The sequence below is a fragment of the Enterobacter sp. JJBC genome (genome assembly GCF_036936505.1).
In the GTDB taxonomy this organism is placed as follows: Bacteria; Pseudomonadota; Gammaproteobacteria; order Enterobacterales; family Enterobacteriaceae; genus Enterobacter; species Enterobacter hormaechei_C.
In genome coordinates this window covers 36,236-53,011 of sequence record NZ_CP136937.1, presented here as the reverse complement: position 1 = coordinate 53,011, position 16,776 = coordinate 36,236, and the positions used below count along the sequence as shown (strand labels likewise).

Genomic DNA, 16,776 nt, shown 5'->3' with positions numbered 1-16,776 from the left:
TCGCATGCGCAAATTCCGTTTTCGCCTGCCTGAGTTCGACGTGCCCGGATTATGGGTGCTGAGCCTCGGGATATGGTTTCACATTGTTTCCCGCCTGGTCCGGCGCGAGCCGGAGATGGCCATTCTTCTGGCGCAGATAATCGGCGTCTCGATGGCGCTCTGGGGGGGATACCGCATCATCAACCGCTGGATAGATGCCGCCCGTGAGGCCGAAAAGGCCCGTGATGCCGGAGGATGCCGACATGAACCTTAGATATACCGTGTTTACCGTAGCGCTCATGACCCTCAGTCTGGCCACACAGGCTTCCACGATGGACGAGATCAAATCATTATGGCATCCACAGGGGGCGCGAGCGTCGGGATCTCTGCCTACATCCCCGGAAGACCCTGGAGCTAAGCCACTTCCGGCGAAGCAGCCGGTCTGGTACCGCCTCAGCAACGGCAGCCTGGTCAATCTGGCCGACTGGAAGGTCGTGCTGTTTATGCAGGGACACTGCCCGTACTGCCACCAGTTTGATCCGGTCCTGAAGTCGCTGTCGGCACGGGTGGGGTTTGGGGTGATGGCCTACACCATCGACGGTCAGGGGGATGCGTCCTTTCCCGATGCGTTGCCCGCGCCGCCGGAGGTGATGAAAACCTTTTTCCCTAACCTGCCCGTGGCCACGCCAACCACCTTTCTCGTCAACGTAAACACCCTTGAAGCCCTGCCCCTGCTGCAGGGCGCAACCGACGAACAGGGCTTTATGGCCCGTATGGATACGGTCCTTCAGATGCGCGGAGTGAAATGATGATAAACCTGTTCAGACACCGCAGGCTTCTGGGCTGCATGCTTCTCGTCTGTTCAACAACCGTTAGTGCGGACGTGAACAGCGACATGAACACCTTCTTTAATAAGCTGGGCTTTGACTCCAATACCAGCCAGCCACAGGTCTGGCAGGGGCAGGCCGCTGGCTACGCCACGGGTGGCTCACTATATGCCCGTACGCAGGTGAAAACCGTTCAGCTTATCTCCATGACGCTGCCCGACATCAACGCCGGCTGCGGCGGCATCGATGCCTATCTGGGCTCCTTCAGCTTTATTAACAGCGATCAGCTGCAGCGTTTCGCCAAGCAGATTATGTCCAATGCGGCCGGATACTTCTTCGATCTGGCGCTGCAGACCACGGTACCGGAAATCAAGACCGCTAAAGACTTCCTGCAGAAGATGGCCAGCGACATTAACAGCATGAACCTCAGCTCCTGCCAGGCGGCGCAGGGGATTGTCGGCGGTCTGTTTCCGCGCACTCAGGTCTCCCAGCAGAAGGTCTGCCAGGACATTGCCGGTGAGAGCAACATGTTTGCCGACTGGGCGGCATCCCGCCAGGGCTGCACGGTGGGGGGAAGCATGGATAAGGTCCGTGATAAGGCCAGTGATAAGGATAAAGAGCGCATAACGAAGAATATCAATGTCATCTGGAATGCGCTCGGAAAGAACCGCATGTTTGACGGGAATAAAGAGCTTAAGGAGTTCATCATGACCCTGACCGGAACAATGGTCTTTGATGAGAAGGGTAATATAACCCCGCTTCCGGCAAGAACGACCGATCGCGACCTTATTCGGGCCATGATGGAGGGGGGGACTGCACGGGTGTATCACTGTAATGACAGCGATAAATGTCTGAAGGTGGTTGCCGATGCTAATGTCACGATCAGCCAGAAAAATGCACTGAAAAATCAGATAAAAGACATCCTTTCCAGCATTCAGAATAAAGCCGTTGCCGATCTAAAGTTAACCGAGAAAGAGAAGGGATTTATCACAAGTACTACCATCCCGGTCTTCAAGTACCTGGTTGATCCCCAGATGCTGGGGGTTTCTAACAGCCTCGTTTATCAGCTAACTGATTACATCGGCTACGACATTCTTCTCCAGTACATCCAGGAGCTGGTCCAGCAGGCCCGTGCAATGGTGGCAACGGGAAACTATGACCAGGCGGTTATCGACAGCATCAATAATAACCTCAACGAAGCCACGCGGCAGATAGCCTCCTTCCAGGCACAGGTGCAGGTACAGCAGGATGCGCTTTTGGTTGTTGACCGCCAGATGAGCTACATGCGCCAGCAGGTCTCGGCACGCATGCTGCAGCGCTACCAGAACAACTATCACTTTGGGGGGGCGCGCTGATGCAGGAAATCTATGTCATCGCGGGCGGCGACTGGCTGACGCAGACGCTGAATGCCATCGTCACGTTCATGTCGACGGAGAACTGGGTTGTTATTCGGCGTATTGCGACGGCTTTCTCTGTGCTGGTTGTAGCCATTTCGTGGATACGACGGCACAACATCATGGATATGCTGGGCTGGGCAGGCGTCATTGTGCTGATGTCGCTGCTGGTCAGTGTTCGCACCTCCGTACAAATAATCGATATCAGTAATCAGACAAAGGTCTATAAAGTCGATAACGTGCCCGTCGGGCTGGCACTGCCTGCATCGCTGACCACCAAAATCGGATATGCCCTTGTTCAGGGGTATGAAATGGTCTTTTCACAGCCCGACAGCATCACCTACAGCAAAACCGGCATGATATTTGGGGCGAATCTGGTTTCACGCAGTACGGACTTTTTATCACAGAACCCAGAGATAACGACGATATTCACGGACTATGTGCAGAACTGCGTGATGGGCGATATTTTCCTGAACGGAAAATATACCATGGAAGATCTAATGAACAGCGCAGACCCGTATACGCTGATTTTCTCAAAGCCGAGTCCGCTGAGGGGGGTATTCAACAACAATAATCAGTTTTTAACCTGTGAAGAAGCCGCTGCGGTAATTAAGCCAAAGCTTGCCCTGGATACTCAGACCGGAGGAAAAACATGGAGTTACTACGTGCGTCAGCTTTTTGGCGGACGTCCGAATCCTGACATTTTGTTCAGCCAGATGATCGGGGACAGCTATAACTATTTCTATGGTGCCGGTCAGAGCGCCGCGTCGATTGTCCGTCAGAATGTGACGATGAACGCTTTGCGAAATGGCATCATGAGCTATGCAGCCCGCAACGGTGACACCTCAAGCCTGCTGAATATCGCCACTACGTCATCGATGGAGAAGCAGCGGCTGGCGCATGCGACGGTCGGTCAGGTGGCATTACGCTCACTACCTATGTCTCAGACGTTGATTGTCGGTCTGACCATCGGAATATTCCCCCTGATGGTGCTGGGCGGGATGTTTAACGCCGTTACCCTTAATGTGCTGAAGGGGTACGTGCTGGCTATCATGTGGGTGCAGAGCTGGCCGCTGCTTTACGCCATCCTCAACAGCTGCATGACCTTCTATGCGAAGGCTAACGGTTCACCAGTGGTTCTCTCGGAGTTGTCGCAGGTGCAGATAAAATACTCAGACCTCGCTACCACGGCTGGCTATCTGTCCATGCTAATCCCCCCGCTTGCATGGGGAATGCTGAAGGGACTGGGGGCGGGTTTCTCAAATCTCTACAGCCATCTGGCCTCTTCCGCTATCAGCCCTGCAGCCACTGCTGCCTCTGGTGCTGTTGATGGTAACTACTCCTACGCCAACATGCAGACAGAAAATGTGAGTGGTTTTAACTGGAATACCAATAGCTCAACAGTATTTGGACAAATGAGCCAACAGTTGGCTAACGGAGCCAGTTCGACGCAAATGCGTGATGGTAGTGTAGTGACAGATTCCAGTGGTGCTACGTCACGTATTCCTATGAGTATCAACATGACTCGTCAGATTGCAACCGCACAGCAGGCAATGGCCCGCGAGGCACAAACCCAGTCAGAGAGTGCATTGCATGGATATAACAGTAGTTTGAGTAGCGCATGGAATACGCTCAGTCAGTTTGGCTCAAACCGTGGTAGCAGTGATTCAATGACCAGTGGTGCAGACAGCACTATGAGTGCTCAGGATTCTATGATGGCCAGCAGGATGCGCAGCGCAGTAGAAAGCTATGCGAAAGGGCATAATATTAGTAATGAACAGGCCACTCAAGAGTTAGCGTCAAGGAGCACCAGAGCGTCACTCGGATTGTATGGTGATGCACATGCTAAAGGAAGTATGGGGCTGAATGTGCTGGGTACCGGAGGAGGGGTAGGGTTTCAGGCAGGAGTTAAGGCGGGAGTTGATTTTTCCGATGACGATATGCACCAAGCAACAAATAGCTCTCGAGCTAGCCATGATGCTCGACATGATATGGATGCTAAAGCAACCCAGGACTTTAAGGAGGCGAGTGATTACTTTACTAGCCGTAAAGTCAGTGAATCTGGGAGCCATACGGACAATAATGCGGCTTCCCGAGCAGATCAACTTTCGGCATCGTTGAACTCAGCAAAACAGAGCTATGATCAGTACACCACAAGTCAGGCTCGTAGCCATGAATATGCTGAAATGGCGTCTCGTACAGAAAGTATGAGTGGTCAAATGAGCGAGGATCTAAATCAGCAGTTTGCCCAGTATGTCCGTAAACATGCACCTCAAGATGCAGATACATTGCTTACTAATACCAGCTCAGCAGAAATCGCAGGAAAACGTCGGGAACTGGCTTGGGGATTTGTTCAGGAGCAGGTACAACCGAGCGTTGATGCATCATATTCAGCAGCTAAAGGAAATGTTGGCCATGGTATGGGGGCCATTTCTGGTGGCGGTGGAAATAGCGATGTTATTGCCGATCACCAGTCTCATCAGGCTACTATCGAACAACGTACACAGGACAGCGGAATTCAGAATAATGTAAAAGACCAAGTTGATAATATGCTCACAACATCGAGAGAGAATATAGCCGATACTAAAGGAGGGATACGCGATGAAGAAGGCAGCATAAATCAACAGTATTCTGATCTGCAAAAACATCATAATTCAGAGCAATCTTCACAAATGAATACGTATAATAAGGAAAAGGAGTCTCAAGAACGAGTGCCGGGGGCTGACAGTCCTGAAGAACTGATGAAGAAGGCAAAAGAATATCAAGATAAACATAAGCAGTAACAGGATGCCAGAGAGGGTGCGATGAGAAATCTGCTTCAGATATTCATAGTAGTGTTGTTTCAGTCTATTGCTTGCTATCTGGCTGGATGGTTAGTTACGGAGGTGGTATTCATTGGTGCAACTGTGCTCTTATGGCAAGGATTGTTCATCTATTTGTTTTGTAAAATATCTAAGAATAAAGGCAGTGTTGAACCCTACACATACAACAGGGTGGTTTGGTATGTGATAATGTCTATATGTTCACTGGCTCCTCCTCTTGTTACTTTTTTTGTATTCATTGTGGGTACATTGATGGATTTATATAAGGTTAGCGGGTGTATAAGCATCAAAGAGTGGCTTGAAAAAAACAAAGTAGATGGCGCTCACTCTATAAATAATGACTTTGAATCCGTGGACTTTGATAATGTTAATTATAATCCGGAAAGTAATTATCCAATGGGTTGGAAGCGTTAGATTGAGTTGTAGGATTTCATAGTCAGTTTCATGGATGTGTATGGATATAATATTTAGTTTTATGGAGATAAACAATGCGAGTGTTCTATGGGATGTTGGGAGTTTTTGTTTTCCTGTCGTGTACCTTGAGTGTAAGGGCTAGCGACGACTACTACACTAACTTAAAAAAAGATGCGAATTCTGGAAACGCATTAGCTCAATATAAGCTAGGTGCAATGTATTTGGTCGTATCTGGTGATTATAAAAAAGCTTTTTATTGGACTAATAAGTCGGCGATTCAGGGTAATTCAGATGCCCAAAATAACCTAGGTTTGCTCTATTATTATGGGCAAGGTGTTGATAAAAATATAAAAAAAGCAGGCTATTGGTGGGGGAAGGCAGCAGATGCAGGGAATGCATCTGCTCAGAATGACTTGGCAATGCTTTATAAAAATGGATTATTGAAAGGTGCCCGCTGTGATAAAATAATGGATTTGCTTAACTCCTCAGCTCAAAAAGATTTTGAGTTGGCATATTTGAATATTGGAAACCTGTATTCTACAGGTGAGTGTGTTAATAGGGATATGCACGAGGCGGTGATCTGGTGGGAGAAAGCATCCATTAAAAATAACGGACAGGCTGAGTTTAATTTGGCAGGGGCTTATATGAGAGGTGATGGTGTATTCCAAGATTCTGGAATGGCAGATATCTATTTGAAAAAATCATGCTCACATGGATATGCAGGAGCGTGTGATTTACTTAAAAAATAACATTTATTATTAATAATCTCCCCGCCTTTAGTTAAATGATGTCATCCTAGTGTTTTGTAACGGATGACATTAAATCAATTGCTTTCTGAAATCATGGTCGCTATACATATAGACCAACCTCTATGAGGCTAATATGAGTTTTAATGCTAAGGATATGACCCAAGGCGGTCAGATCGCGAGCATGCGTATCCGTATGTTCAGTCAAATTGCCAATATCATCGTGTACTGTCTCGTCATTCTCTTCGGCATCATTGTCGCGATTACGCTGTCGGTTAAACTGACCTGGCAGACGTTCGTGAACGGCATGGTTTATTACTGGTGTCAGACGCTGGCCCCCATGCGCGATATTTTTAAATCCCAACCTGTCTATACCATCCGTTATTACGGCCATGAGCTGAAGTACAACGCGCAGCAAATACTGCAGGACAAATATATCCAGTGGTGCGCCGACCAGGTCTGGACGGCCTTTATTCTTGCTGCCATCATCGCGGCCGTGGTGTGCGTTATTACCTTCTTTGTCACCACCTGGATTCTTGGCCATCAGGGTAAGCAGCAGAGTGAGGACGAGATAACGGGAGGGCGCCAGCTGACTGATGACCCGAAAGCGGTGGCGAAAATGCTCAGGCGCGACGGTCTCGCATCCGACATCAAAATCGGTGAGCTGCCGCTTATTAAGGACTCGGAGATCCAGAACTTCTGTCTGCACGGTACCGTCGGGGCCGGTAAATCAGAAGTTATCCGCCGTCTGATGAACTACGCCCGCCAGCGTGGCGATATGGTCATCGTGTATGACCGCTCCTGTGAGTTCGTCAAAAGCTACTATGATCCGGCCACGGATAAAATCCTTAACCCGCTGGATGCGCGCTGCGCAGCATGGGACCTGTGGCGGGAGTGCCTGACGCAGCCTGACTTCGACAACGTGTCCAACACGCTTATTCCTATGGGCACGAAGGAAGACCCCTTCTGGCAGGGTTCGGGACGTACCATCTTTGCCGAAGCCGCTTATCTGATGCGCAACGACAAGGACCGCAGCTACAGCAAGCTGGTCGACACGCTGCTCTCCATCAAGATTGAGAAGCTGCGCTCGTACCTGAAAAACTCCCCGGCGGCGAACCTGGTGGAAGAGAAAATCGAGAAAACGGCCATCTCCATCCGCGCCGTGCTGACCAACTACGTCAAGGCCATCCGCTACCTGCAGGGCATCGAAAATAACGGCGAGTCATTCACCATACGCGACTGGATGCGCGGCGTGCGTGAGGACGGTAAGAACGGCTGGCTGTTTATCTCCTCCAATGCTGACACCCACGCTTCCCTCAAGCCGGTTATCTCCATGTGGCTGTCCATCGCCATTCGCGGGCTGCTGGCGATGGGTGAAAACCGTAACCGCCGCGTGTGGATCTTCGCCGACGAGCTGCCTACCCTGCACAAGCTGCCGGACCTGGTTGAGATCCTGCCGGAGGCGCGTAAGTTTGGCGGCTGCTACGTCATTGGCATTCAGTCCTACGCCCAGCTGGAAGATATTTATGGGCAGAAGCCTGCGGAAACGCTGTTCGACGTGCTGAACACCCGTGCCTTCTTCCGCTCGCCGTCGCGCAATATCGCTGAGTTCGCCGCCGGTGAAATCGGTGAGAAAGAAATCCTCAAGGCGTCCGAGCAGTATTCCTACGGCGTGGACCCAGTACGCGACGGTACTTCGGTCGGCAAGGACATGGAGCGCGTCACCCTGGTGAGTTACTCCGACGTCCAGACGTTGCCGGATCTCTCCTGCTACGTCACGCTTCCCGGACCTTATCCTGCCGTGAAGATGGCGCTGAAGTATCAGCAGCGTCCAAAGGTGGCTCCGGAATTCATTCCGCGCACCATCGACGGGAAAGCGGAGGAACGCCTGAATGCCGCGCTGGCTGCACGTGAGCATGAATCCCGCAGCATCGCCATGCTCTTTGAACCGGATGCCGATGTTGTCGCGCCAGAGGGCGGTGCGGAGAATGCTGGTCAGCCACAGCAGCCACAGCAGCCACAGCAGCCACAGCAGCCACAGCAGCTGGCGCCAGCGCCCCGCGCTGCAGACACCGCATCCGCTTCGGCATCCGTAGCGGGTGCCGCAGGCACTGGCGGCGTGGAGCCTGAGCTGAAGACAAAGGCGGAAGAGGCTGAACAGCTGCCGCCTGGCATCAGTGAAAGCGGTGAGGTGGTGGATATGGCGGCATGGGAGGCGTGGCAGGCGGAGCAGGACGAACTGTCTCCTCAGGAGAGGCAGCGTCGTGAAGAAGTGAACATCAACGTTCACCGGGCGCCTGAAAAGGATCTTGAGCCGGGAGGATACATCTGATGATGAGCATCGGATCGGTAAAATCCGCCGGCAGTGCGGGCAATTATTACACCGACAAGGACAACTACTACGTTATCGGCAGTATGGGCGAGCGCTGGGCCGGAAAAGGGGCTGAAGCGCTGGGGCTCAGCGGCGGGGTGGACCAGAAGGTCTTTACGAAGGTTCTGGAGGGACGCCTGCCGGACGGCAGCGACCTCAGCCGGACTCAGGACGGGGCGAACAAACACCGTCCGGGCTACGACTTCACCTTCTCTGCACCCAAAAGTGTCTCCGTGATGGCCATGCTGGGAGGCGACAAGCGTCTTATTGAGGCACACAACCGCGCGGTGGAGACCGCCATTAAGCAGATAGAGGCAATGGCCTCCACGCGGGTTATGACGGAGGGCAGGAGCGAGACGCAGCTGACCGGCAACCTGGTGATGGCGCTGTTTAACCACGATACCAGCCGCGACCAGGAGCCGCAGCTGCACACCCACGCGGTGGTGGCCAATGCCACTCAGCATGGCGATGAGTGGCGAACGCTCAGCAGCGACAAAGTGGGTAAAACCGGGTTTATTGAGAATATCTACGCCAACCAGATTGCCTTTGGCCGCCTGTATCGTGCCGCGCTGAAGGATGACGTCGCGGCGATGGGCTATGAGACTGAGACGGTCGGCAAACACGGCATGTGGGAGCTGAAGGGCGTACCGACGGAGCCGTATTCCAGCCGCAGCAGGACCATCAGCGAGGCGGTCGGGGATGACGCGTCCCTGAAGTCCCGCGACGTGGCGGCGCTCGATACCCGCCAGTCGAAGCAGAAGGTTGACCCCGAACAGCGCATGGCCGAGTGGATGCAGACCCTGAAAGAGACGGGGTTTGACATTAAAGCCTACCGTGAGGCGGCAGACCTGCGGGTTGTGCAGGGGAATATTCCCGCAACGACGCCTGAAGCCATTGATATTAACAGCAGCGTCGGGCAGGCCATCGCGATGCTGAGCGACCGGCGGGCGCGGTTCACGTATTCCGAACTGCTGGCCACCACCCTCGGGCAGCTGCCCGCGCGGTCGGGCATGGTGGAGATGGCGCGTGACGGCATCGATGCGGCGATAAAAAATGAGCAGCTCATCCCGCTGGATAAAGAGAAGGGGCTGTTTACCTCGAACATCCACGTGCTGGACGAGCTGTCGGTGTCGGCGATGACCCGCGATTTACAGCGGACGGGGCAGGCTGACATTTTTCCGGATAAAAGCGTGCCCCGCAGCCGGTCATACAGCGATGCCGTTAGCGTTCTGGCCCAGGACCGTCCGCCCGTGGCGATCATTTCGGGTCAGGGCGGGGCGGCCGGTCAGCGTGAGCGCGTGGCGGAACTGACGATGATGGCGCGCGAACAGGGGCGTGACGTGCAGATTATCGCCGCCGACAGGCGCTCGCGCAGCGCCCTTATGCAGGATGAGCGCCTCAGCGGCGAGCATATCACTGACAGGCGGGAGCTGACGGAGGGCATGACCTTTACGCCCGGCAGCACGCTGATTGTGGACCAGGGGGAGAAGCTGACCCTGAAAGAAACGCTCACGCTGCTCGACGGCGCGCTGCGCCATAACGTCCAGTTGCTGATTGCCGACAGCGGCCAGCGCACCGGGACCGGCAGCGCCCTGACCGTCATGAAGGAGGCGGGAGTGAGCACGCTCGCGTGGCAGGGCGGTGAGAAGACGCAGGTCTCGGTTATCAGCGAGCCTGACCGGCGGCAGCGGTATGACCGTCTGGCCGCTGACTTTGCCCGAAGCGTCCGCGCAGGTGAACACAGCGTGGCGCAGGTCACCGGTTCGCGCGAGCAGGCGGTGCTCGCAGGCGTAGTCCGCGAGGCGCTTAAGGCGGAAAAGGTGCTGGGCGAGCGGGAGGTCACTATCACCACGCTGGAGCCGGTCTGGCTCGACAGCCGCCATCAGCAGGTGCGCGACCACTACCGGGAGGGGATGGTCATGGAGCGCTGGAGTGCCGAAGAGCGTAGCCGGGAACGCTTTGTCATTGACCGCGTTACGGGCCGCAACAACAGCCTGACGCTGCGCAACGCCCAGGGTGAGACGCGGGTGACCCGCCTGTCTGAACTCAACAGCAGCTGGTCGCTGTACCGCACCGGCACGCTGCAGGTGGCCGAAGGCGACCGTCTGGCAGTGCTGGGTCAGGCGCAGGGGACGCGGCTCAAGGGAGGCGATACGGTGACCGTTAAGGCGCTCGGGGAGGCGGGGCTCGTCGTCAGCCTGCCGGGGCGTAAGGCGGACGTGGTCCTGCCCGCCGGCGACAGCCCGTTTACCGCCGCGAAGGTGGGTCAGGGCTGGGTGGAGTCGCCGGGCCGCTCGGTGAGCGACAGCGCCACGGTCTTTGCCTCGCTGTCGCAGCGCGAGCTGGATAACACCACGCTGAACAAACTGGCGCTCAGCGGCAGGGCGGTGCAGCTCTATTCCGCGCAGACGGCGCAGAAAACGACGGAGAAGCTGTCGCGTCAGTCTGCCTGGAGCGTCGTGTCCGAACAGATTAAGGATGCGGCGGGGCATGACAGGCTCGATGATGCCCTGGCGCACCAGAAGGCCGGGCTGCACACGCCGGAGCAGCAGGCCATCCACCTGGCCATTCCGGTGCTGGAGGAGAACGGCCTGGCGTTCACGAAGCCGCAGCTGATGGCCGCCGCGAAAGAATTTGAGCAGGACAGCCTCAGCCTGCAGGTCATCGAAAAGGAGGCGGACCGGCAGATACGCAGCGGCGCCCTGCTGTCGGTGCCGGTATCGCCGGGAAACGGCCTGCAGCTGCTGGTCTCACGCCAGTCGTACAATGCGGAGAAAAGTATCCTCCGCCACGTTCTGGAGGGAAAGGAGGCCGTCACCCCGCTGATGGATAAGGTTCCGGACGCGCAGCTGGCGGGCCTGACCGACGGGCAGCAAAACGCCACGCGTATGATACTGGAATCTCCCGACCGCTTTACCCTGGTGCAGGGCTACGCGGGCGTGGGTAAAACCACCCAGTTCCGGGCAGTCATGTCGGCCATCGGCACGCTGCCGGAACGGGAGCAGCCGCGCGTTATCGGCGTGGCCCCCACCCACCGGGCGGTGAGCGAGATGCGCGATGCGGGCGTGCCTGAAACGCAGACGCTGGCGGCCTTTATTCACGACACGCAGCAGCAGCTGCGCGGCGGCGAACGACCGGACTTCAGCAACGTGCTGTTTCTCGTGGATGAAAGCTCAATGGTCGGTAACGCCGACATGGCGAAGGCGTACAGCCTGATTGCCGGGGGCGGGGGGCGCGCGGTCTCCAGCGGGGATACCGACCAGCTGCAGTCCATTGCCCCGGGCCAGCCCTTCCGCCTGCTGCAGAAGCGCAGCGCCATTGACGTGGCGGTGATGCAGGAGATTGTCCGCCAGACGCCGGAACTAAAACCTGCCGTCTACAGCCTGATTAGCCGCGATATCGGCAGCGCCCTGACGACCATTGAGCGCGTGGCGCCGGCACAGGTGCCGCGCAGGGCGGATGCCTGGCAGCCGGACAGCTCCGTCATGGAGTTCAGCCGCGAACGGGAGGAGGCCATTGCGAAAGCCGTGGCGGCCGGCGACCTGATGCCCGGCGGGCAGCCCGCGACGCTGCTGGAGGCCATCGTGAAGGACTACACGGGGCGCACGTCAGAGGCGCAGGCGCAGACCATCGTTATCACCGCCCTGAACGCCGACCGCCGCCAGGTGAACGCCATGATTCATGACGCCCGTCAGGATGCCGGCGAGGTGGGCGAAAAAGAGGTCACGCTGCCGGTCCTTACGCCTGCCAATATCCGCGACGGGGAGCTGAGGCGCATGGCAACGTGGGAGGCGTCCCGCGACAGCCTGGTCCTGCTGGACAGCACCTATTACAGCATTGAGGCGCTGGACGGGGAGGCGCACCTGGTGACGCTGAAGGATGCGCAGGGCAACACCCGCAGCCTGTCGCCCGCGCAGGCGGCGACAGAGGGCGTCACGCTCTACCGTCAGGACACCATTACCGTGTCGGAAGGCGACCGGATGCGCTTTTCGAAAAGCGACAACGAGCGGGGCTTCGTGGCCAACAGCGTCTGGTCGGTCAGTGAGATAAAAGGTGACAGCGTCACGCTGTCGGACGGGAAACAGACCCGTACGCTCAGGCCGTCAGCCGAGCAGGCAGAGCAGCACATCGACCTGGCCTATGCCGTCACCGTCGAAGGCTCACAGGGTGCGAGCGAACCCTTCTCCATCTCCCTGCAGGGCACGGACGGCGGACGTAAGCGGATGGTGAGCTTCGAGTCAGCCTACGTGGCGCTGAGCCGCATGAAGCAGCACGCGCAGGTCTATACCGACAACCGGGATAAGTGGGTGGCCGCCATGGAAAAATCGCAGGCGAAAAGTACGGCGCATGACATTCTCGAGCCGCGCGGCGACCGCGCCGTCGCGAATGCCGCCCGCCTGACGGCGACGGCAAAAGCGCTGGGTGAGGTGCCTGCCGGTCGCGCCGCGCTGCGCCAGGCCGGGCTGCGGCCTGAGACCACGCTGGCGAAGTTTATCTCTCCGGGAAGGAAATACCCGCAGCCGCACGTGGCGCTCCCGGCCTTCGACCGCAACGGCAGGCAGGCGGGCGTCTGGCTGAGCGCCCTGACCTCCGGAGACGGGCAGCTTAAGGGGCTTGGCGGTAAAGGTCGGCTGATGGGCAGCGGGGACGCGGCGTTTGCGGGCCTGCAGGTCAGCCGTAACGGCGAGTCGCTGCTGGCGCGGGATATGGAAGAGGGCGTGCGGCTCGCGCGGGAGAATCCGCAGAGCGGCGTGGTGGTGCGGCTCGCAGGTGAGGCGAGGCCGTGGAACCCCGGCGCCATTACCGGCGGTCGGGTCTGGGCCGACAGCCTGCCCGACGGCACCGGTACGCAGCCCGGAGAGACGTTTCCGCCGGAGGTGCTGGCGCAGCAGGCCCGGGAGGCAGAGGTGCAGCGGGAGCTGGATAAGCGTGCTGAAGAGACGGTCCGCGAGATGGCCCGCAGCGGCGACGGGCCGGCCGGAGGGGCTGACGTCGCCGTCCGGGATGTGGTGCGGGATATGGAGCGGATAAAAGAAACGCCGGCATCTCCCCTCACGCTGCCGGATGCGCCGGAAGAACGCCGCCGGGATGAGGCGGTGTCTCAGGTGGTGCGCGAGAACGTGCAGCGGGACCGCCTGCAGCAGATGGAGCGCGAGACGGTGCGCGACCTTGAGCGTGAAAAGACCCTGGGAGGCGACTGATATGCGCGCTGAAAACCATCCGCTGTTCCCCCTTGTGGTGGTGGCCGACTGCTGGCTGCAGCGTCTGCTTGTGTGGACGCCGGGCCAGACCGACCTTATCAAGACCGTGGCGCTGCTCCTGATGGTGGCCGACCATATCTGCATGCTGTGTGGACTGGATAATGACTGGCTGCGTCTTGCCGGTCGGGGAGCGTTTCCGCTCTTTGGCCTGGTCTGGGCCATGAACCTCGCCCGCCATCCGCAGATCCAGCAGCGCGCCCTGAACCGGCTCTGGATATGGACGGGCGTGGCGCAGGGCGGCTGGATACTGGCCGGGCTGCGCCCGGACCTGGGCAATATCCTGTTTGCCTTTGCGGTCAGCGGACAGGCGCTGGCGCTTATGCAGCGGCACGGGCCGCGCGCGTGGCCGCTCTCCCTGATGCTGGTTCTGGCCTGGCTGCCGTTTTCAGAGGGAAGTTACGGGCTGGCGGGGGTAGTGATGCTGATGCTGGCCTGCGGCGTCTGTATGACGGGCCGGCGCACCACGCGCACGGGGCTGGCGCTGTGTCTGGCACTGGCGATACTCGCGCTGAATGCCGCGGACAGCCCCGCCTTTGCCATCGCGGGTCTGGTAATACCCGGCGTTACCCTGACGGTGCTGAGCCGGAGCTGTTGCCGCGTGCCGCGCTTCTGGCCGCGCGAATTTTTCCCGCTGTTCTACGCGGTGCACCTTGCCGTCATCGGACTGATGGTGATGTGATATCTGCCGTGTCAGAATAGGGTCAGTCAGGGGAGTATACGTGAAACAGATTTATCCGGAGGCAGGATGACAGAGCAGGGGCGCCCCACGCTGACGCTGCGCCGCAAAGCGGAGCCAGAAGGTCAGCGTGCCGTAAGCAACAGTGAACCGGACGGTGCGGGTCCGGGCCGGGTCACACGTAAAAAGACCGTGGTGGTGAACACGACGCCTGCCTGGAAGGTCAGGAAGCAGGCGGTGGATGAGAGTGCGAAAAAGGCGCAGGCGGACGAGAAGGCCGCCCGAAAAGCAGAGAAAGCCCGGCAGTGGGCTGAGCGACAGGCGCAGGAGAGGGAGGCCATGCGTGCGGCCAGGCGCAAACCAGCTCCTGAACCGGTTTACCGGAAGGTCATGCCGCTTGCGGACGCGCTCGCGCTCCTTGAACGTTGCTGGCCGGCCCTGGTGACGGACGGCCAGCCGCAGCTCCTGGCGGTCAACATCCGGGAGGCGATGGTGAATGACATTCGCCGGCGCGGGCTGGATGTCTCCGTGAAGACGCTGAAACGCTGCCTTGCCGCCGTCACCCGCTCGGATGCGTATCTGGGCGCCATGACGGTGGGCGCGTGGCGTAAAAACCTTGCCGGTGAACCGGTCGCAGCGGTGAGTGCGGAGGAGGCGGCGTATGCCGTAGAGCGCAGGGCTCAGGAGCACGCTAAACGACAGCGCAGGGCGGTCAGAAGCGTCGCCACCCGTGCACGGAACGAACTGATAACAACCGAGAAGAGAAAAACACAGGATGAACATGAATAAAACCCTTTCAGTCATGCTTGCCGCAGGCCTTCTGGTCTCCGGCGTGGCGGGGGCAGCAGAGAAACCTGCCGTTGCCTTTACCCCGGAGCAGGAAGCCCGCATTGGTGAAATCGCGAAGGACTACCTGCTGGCTCATCCGGAAGTACTGGTTGAGGTCAGCCAGAAGCTGCAGGCCCAACAGCAGGAGAAGCAGCAGCAGGCGATGACGGCCGCCGTGGTTCAGAATCAGGCAGCGCTGCTGAACGATAAAGGCACACCATCATATGGTCCTGCTGATGCGAAAGTGACGGTCGTTGAATTCTTTGATTACCAGTGCATCTACTGTGCCCGCCTGGCGCCGGAACTGGAGAAGGTAATAAAAGCTAACCCGGACGTGCGCTTTGTGTTCAAGGAATTCCCGATATTTGGCCAGCGCTGGCCGGCGTCGCTCAGTGCGGCGAAAACCGGGCTCCAGGTCTGGAAGCAGAAGGGGGCCGATGCTTACCTTCACTATCACAACGCGATTTACGCTACCGGTCACAACGAGGGCAAGCTGACCGATGCTGATATCAGCGCGGCCGCAAAAGCTGTGAAGTTCGATGCGAAAACAGCCCCTGACGTTCAGGGGACCCTGGATGGCATAAACACACTCGCGCAGCAGCTGGGCTTCAGCGGTACCCCGGCCCTGGTGGTTCTCCCGTCAACCGGCGCCAGTGCTGATAACGTGACGGTTATCCCTGGATACACCAGCGCGGAGGCACTGCAGCAGGCCATCAGTCATGCTGCCGGCGATACCAAAAAATAATCAGGCGTCCGCCACCTGATACCGCTAAAAGAGACTGACGCCTTCGCCGTGCTCAGTTGTCCAACCCCGGAGAAGGGTAAAAGCAAGTTTTCCCCGTCTCCGGCGTTTCTGGTTAACACATCCGAACAGTATTTCTGGGGTTATTTAATGCGTAAGTTCACCTTTCGCCAGCTGGCCGTGTCCGGTCTGGTATGCCTTTCGCTGAGCTGTATTCAGCCCGCAGCAGCAGCTCCCTCCGTTCAGGTCGGCTTTTCACCTGAAGGCAGCGCGTTGCAGCTGGTCCTTAAGACTATTGAGTCAGCACAGCACGAAATTCGGCTGATGGGCTACTCATTTACGTCTCCGGAGGTGGTTAGTGCGCTTGTCAGGGCAAAACGCCGGGGTGTGGACGTAAGAATAGTGCTCGATGAAAAGGGTAACCGGAGCAAAGCCAGCCAGGCGGCGATGAACATCGTGGTAAACGCGGGAATTCCGCTGCGCACCAACGGTCGCTACGCCATCATGCATGACAAAGTCATTATTGTTGATAATCATACAGTTGAGGCTGGTAGCTTTAACTACACTCGCTCTGCTGCATCGAGGAATAGCGAGAATGTGCTGGTTATTAATGAGGTGCCGGAAGTGGCACAAACCTACCTTCAGCACTGGCAATCGCGCTGGGACGGAGGAACTGAGTGGCATTCTTCATACTAAGTCGCATCGTCATTTGATCC

12 protein-coding genes are annotated in these 16,776 nt (G+C 57.4%); all 12 read left to right on the top strand.

What is annotated here, in order from left to right; all coding sequences use genetic code 11:
- Positions 1 to 4 precede the first annotated feature (4 nt).
- The 12 genes from traQ (at position 5) to RY075_RS23890 (ending at position 16,756) form a co-directional block, all read left to right on the top strand.
- On the top strand, positions 5 to 253 hold the full coding sequence (traQ, locus tag RY075_RS23945) for a type-F conjugative transfer system pilin chaperone TraQ (protein WP_008324126.1): 249 nt from the start codon (positions 5 to 7) through the stop codon (positions 251 to 253).
- On the top strand, positions 243 to 788 hold the full coding sequence (gene trbB, locus RY075_RS23940) for a type-F conjugative transfer system pilin assembly thiol-disulfide isomerase TrbB (protein WP_338628813.1): 546 nt from the start codon (positions 243 to 245) through the stop codon (positions 786 to 788). The genes traQ and trbB overlap by 11 nt, the downstream gene beginning before the upstream one ends.
- Positions 789 to 826: 38 nt before the next feature.
- Positions 827 to 2,161: a conjugal transfer pilus assembly protein TraH gene (traH, locus tag RY075_RS23935; RefSeq protein WP_230199841.1), complete on the top strand. Its 1,335-nt coding sequence runs from the start codon at positions 827 to 829 to the stop codon at positions 2,159 to 2,161.
- Positions 2,161 to 4,983 carry a conjugal transfer mating-pair stabilization protein TraG gene (traG, locus tag RY075_RS23930; RefSeq protein WP_077138954.1) on the top strand — a complete coding sequence of 941 codons (2,823 nt, stop codon included), beginning with the start codon at positions 2,161 to 2,163 and terminating at the stop codon, positions 4,981 to 4,983. The genes traH and traG overlap by 1 nt, the downstream gene beginning before the upstream one ends.
- Before the next feature lie 21 nt (positions 4,984 to 5,004).
- Positions 5,005 to 5,436, top strand: coding sequence for an entry exclusion protein (locus tag RY075_RS23925; RefSeq protein ID WP_338628812.1), 432 nt, complete (start codon positions 5,005 to 5,007; stop codon positions 5,434 to 5,436).
- A gap of 74 nt (positions 5,437 to 5,510) precedes the next feature.
- Complete coding sequence (locus RY075_RS23920) at positions 5,511 to 6,185, top strand: tetratricopeptide repeat protein (RefSeq protein ID WP_077138952.1); 675 nt, start codon at positions 5,511 to 5,513, stop codon at positions 6,183 to 6,185.
- Positions 6,186 to 6,318: 133 nt separating this feature from the next.
- Positions 6,319 to 8,514: a type IV conjugative transfer system coupling protein TraD gene (gene traD / locus RY075_RS23915; protein ID WP_338628810.1), complete on the top strand. Its 2,196-nt coding sequence runs from the start codon at positions 6,319 to 6,321 to the stop codon at positions 8,512 to 8,514.
- Positions 8,514 to 13,754: a conjugative transfer relaxase/helicase TraI gene (traI, locus tag RY075_RS23910; protein WP_338628855.1), complete on the top strand. Its 5,241-nt coding sequence runs from the start codon at positions 8,514 to 8,516 to the stop codon at positions 13,752 to 13,754. Before traD ends, traI begins: the two co-directional genes overlap by 1 nt.
- A gap of 1 nt (position 13,755) precedes the next feature.
- Positions 13,756 to 14,493 carry a type-F conjugative transfer system pilin acetylase TraX gene (traX, locus tag RY075_RS23905; protein ID WP_333036557.1) on the top strand — a complete coding sequence of 246 codons (738 nt, stop codon included), beginning with the start codon at positions 13,756 to 13,758 and terminating at the stop codon, positions 14,491 to 14,493.
- Between the two features lie 66 nt (positions 14,494 to 14,559).
- The gene (finO, locus tag RY075_RS23900) at positions 14,560 to 15,279 is read left to right on the top strand and encodes a fertility inhibition protein FinO (RefSeq protein WP_333036560.1); all 720 of its coding nucleotides are present in this window, start codon (positions 14,560 to 14,562) and stop codon (positions 15,277 to 15,279) included.
- Positions 15,272 to 16,063, top strand: coding sequence for a DsbA family protein (locus RY075_RS23895; RefSeq protein ID WP_221704127.1), 792 nt, complete (start codon positions 15,272 to 15,274; stop codon positions 16,061 to 16,063). The genes finO and RY075_RS23895 overlap by 8 nt, the downstream gene beginning before the upstream one ends.
- Before the next feature lie 147 nt (positions 16,064 to 16,210).
- Positions 16,211 to 16,756, top strand: a complete 546-nt coding sequence (locus RY075_RS23890; RefSeq protein ID WP_221704126.1) for a phospholipase D family protein — start codon at positions 16,211 to 16,213, stop codon at positions 16,754 to 16,756.
- The last annotated feature ends 20 nt before the right edge of the window (positions 16,757 to 16,776 follow it).

Excerpts from the sequence above, each read along its gene's own strand:
- traQ (WP_008324126.1), top strand. The coding sequence starts at position 5 with ATGCGCAAATTCCGTTTTCGCCTGCCTGAGTTCGACGTGCCCGGATTA.
- trbB (WP_338628813.1), top strand. The coding sequence starts at position 243 with ATGAACCTTAGATATACCGTGTTTACCGTAGCGCTCATGACCCTCAGT.
- traH (WP_230199841.1), top strand. The coding sequence starts at position 827 with ATGCTTCTCGTCTGTTCAACAACCGTTAGTGCGGACGTGAACAGCGAC.
- traG (WP_077138954.1), top strand. The coding sequence starts at position 2,161 with ATGCAGGAAATCTATGTCATCGCGGGCGGCGACTGGCTGACGCAGACG.
- RY075_RS23925 (WP_338628812.1), top strand. The coding sequence starts at position 5,005 with ATGAGAAATCTGCTTCAGATATTCATAGTAGTGTTGTTTCAGTCTATT.
- RY075_RS23920 (WP_077138952.1), top strand. The coding sequence starts at position 5,511 with ATGCGAGTGTTCTATGGGATGTTGGGAGTTTTTGTTTTCCTGTCGTGT.
- traD (WP_338628810.1), top strand. The coding sequence starts at position 6,319 with ATGAGTTTTAATGCTAAGGATATGACCCAAGGCGGTCAGATCGCGAGC.
- traI (WP_338628855.1), top strand. The coding sequence starts at position 8,514 with ATGATGAGCATCGGATCGGTAAAATCCGCCGGCAGTGCGGGCAATTAT.
- traX (WP_333036557.1), top strand. The coding sequence starts at position 13,756 with ATGCGCGCTGAAAACCATCCGCTGTTCCCCCTTGTGGTGGTGGCCGAC.
- finO (WP_333036560.1), top strand. The coding sequence starts at position 14,560 with ATGACAGAGCAGGGGCGCCCCACGCTGACGCTGCGCCGCAAAGCGGAG.
- RY075_RS23895 (WP_221704127.1), top strand. The coding sequence starts at position 15,272 with ATGAATAAAACCCTTTCAGTCATGCTTGCCGCAGGCCTTCTGGTCTCC.
- RY075_RS23890 (WP_221704126.1), top strand. The coding sequence starts at position 16,211 with ATGCGTAAGTTCACCTTTCGCCAGCTGGCCGTGTCCGGTCTGGTATGC.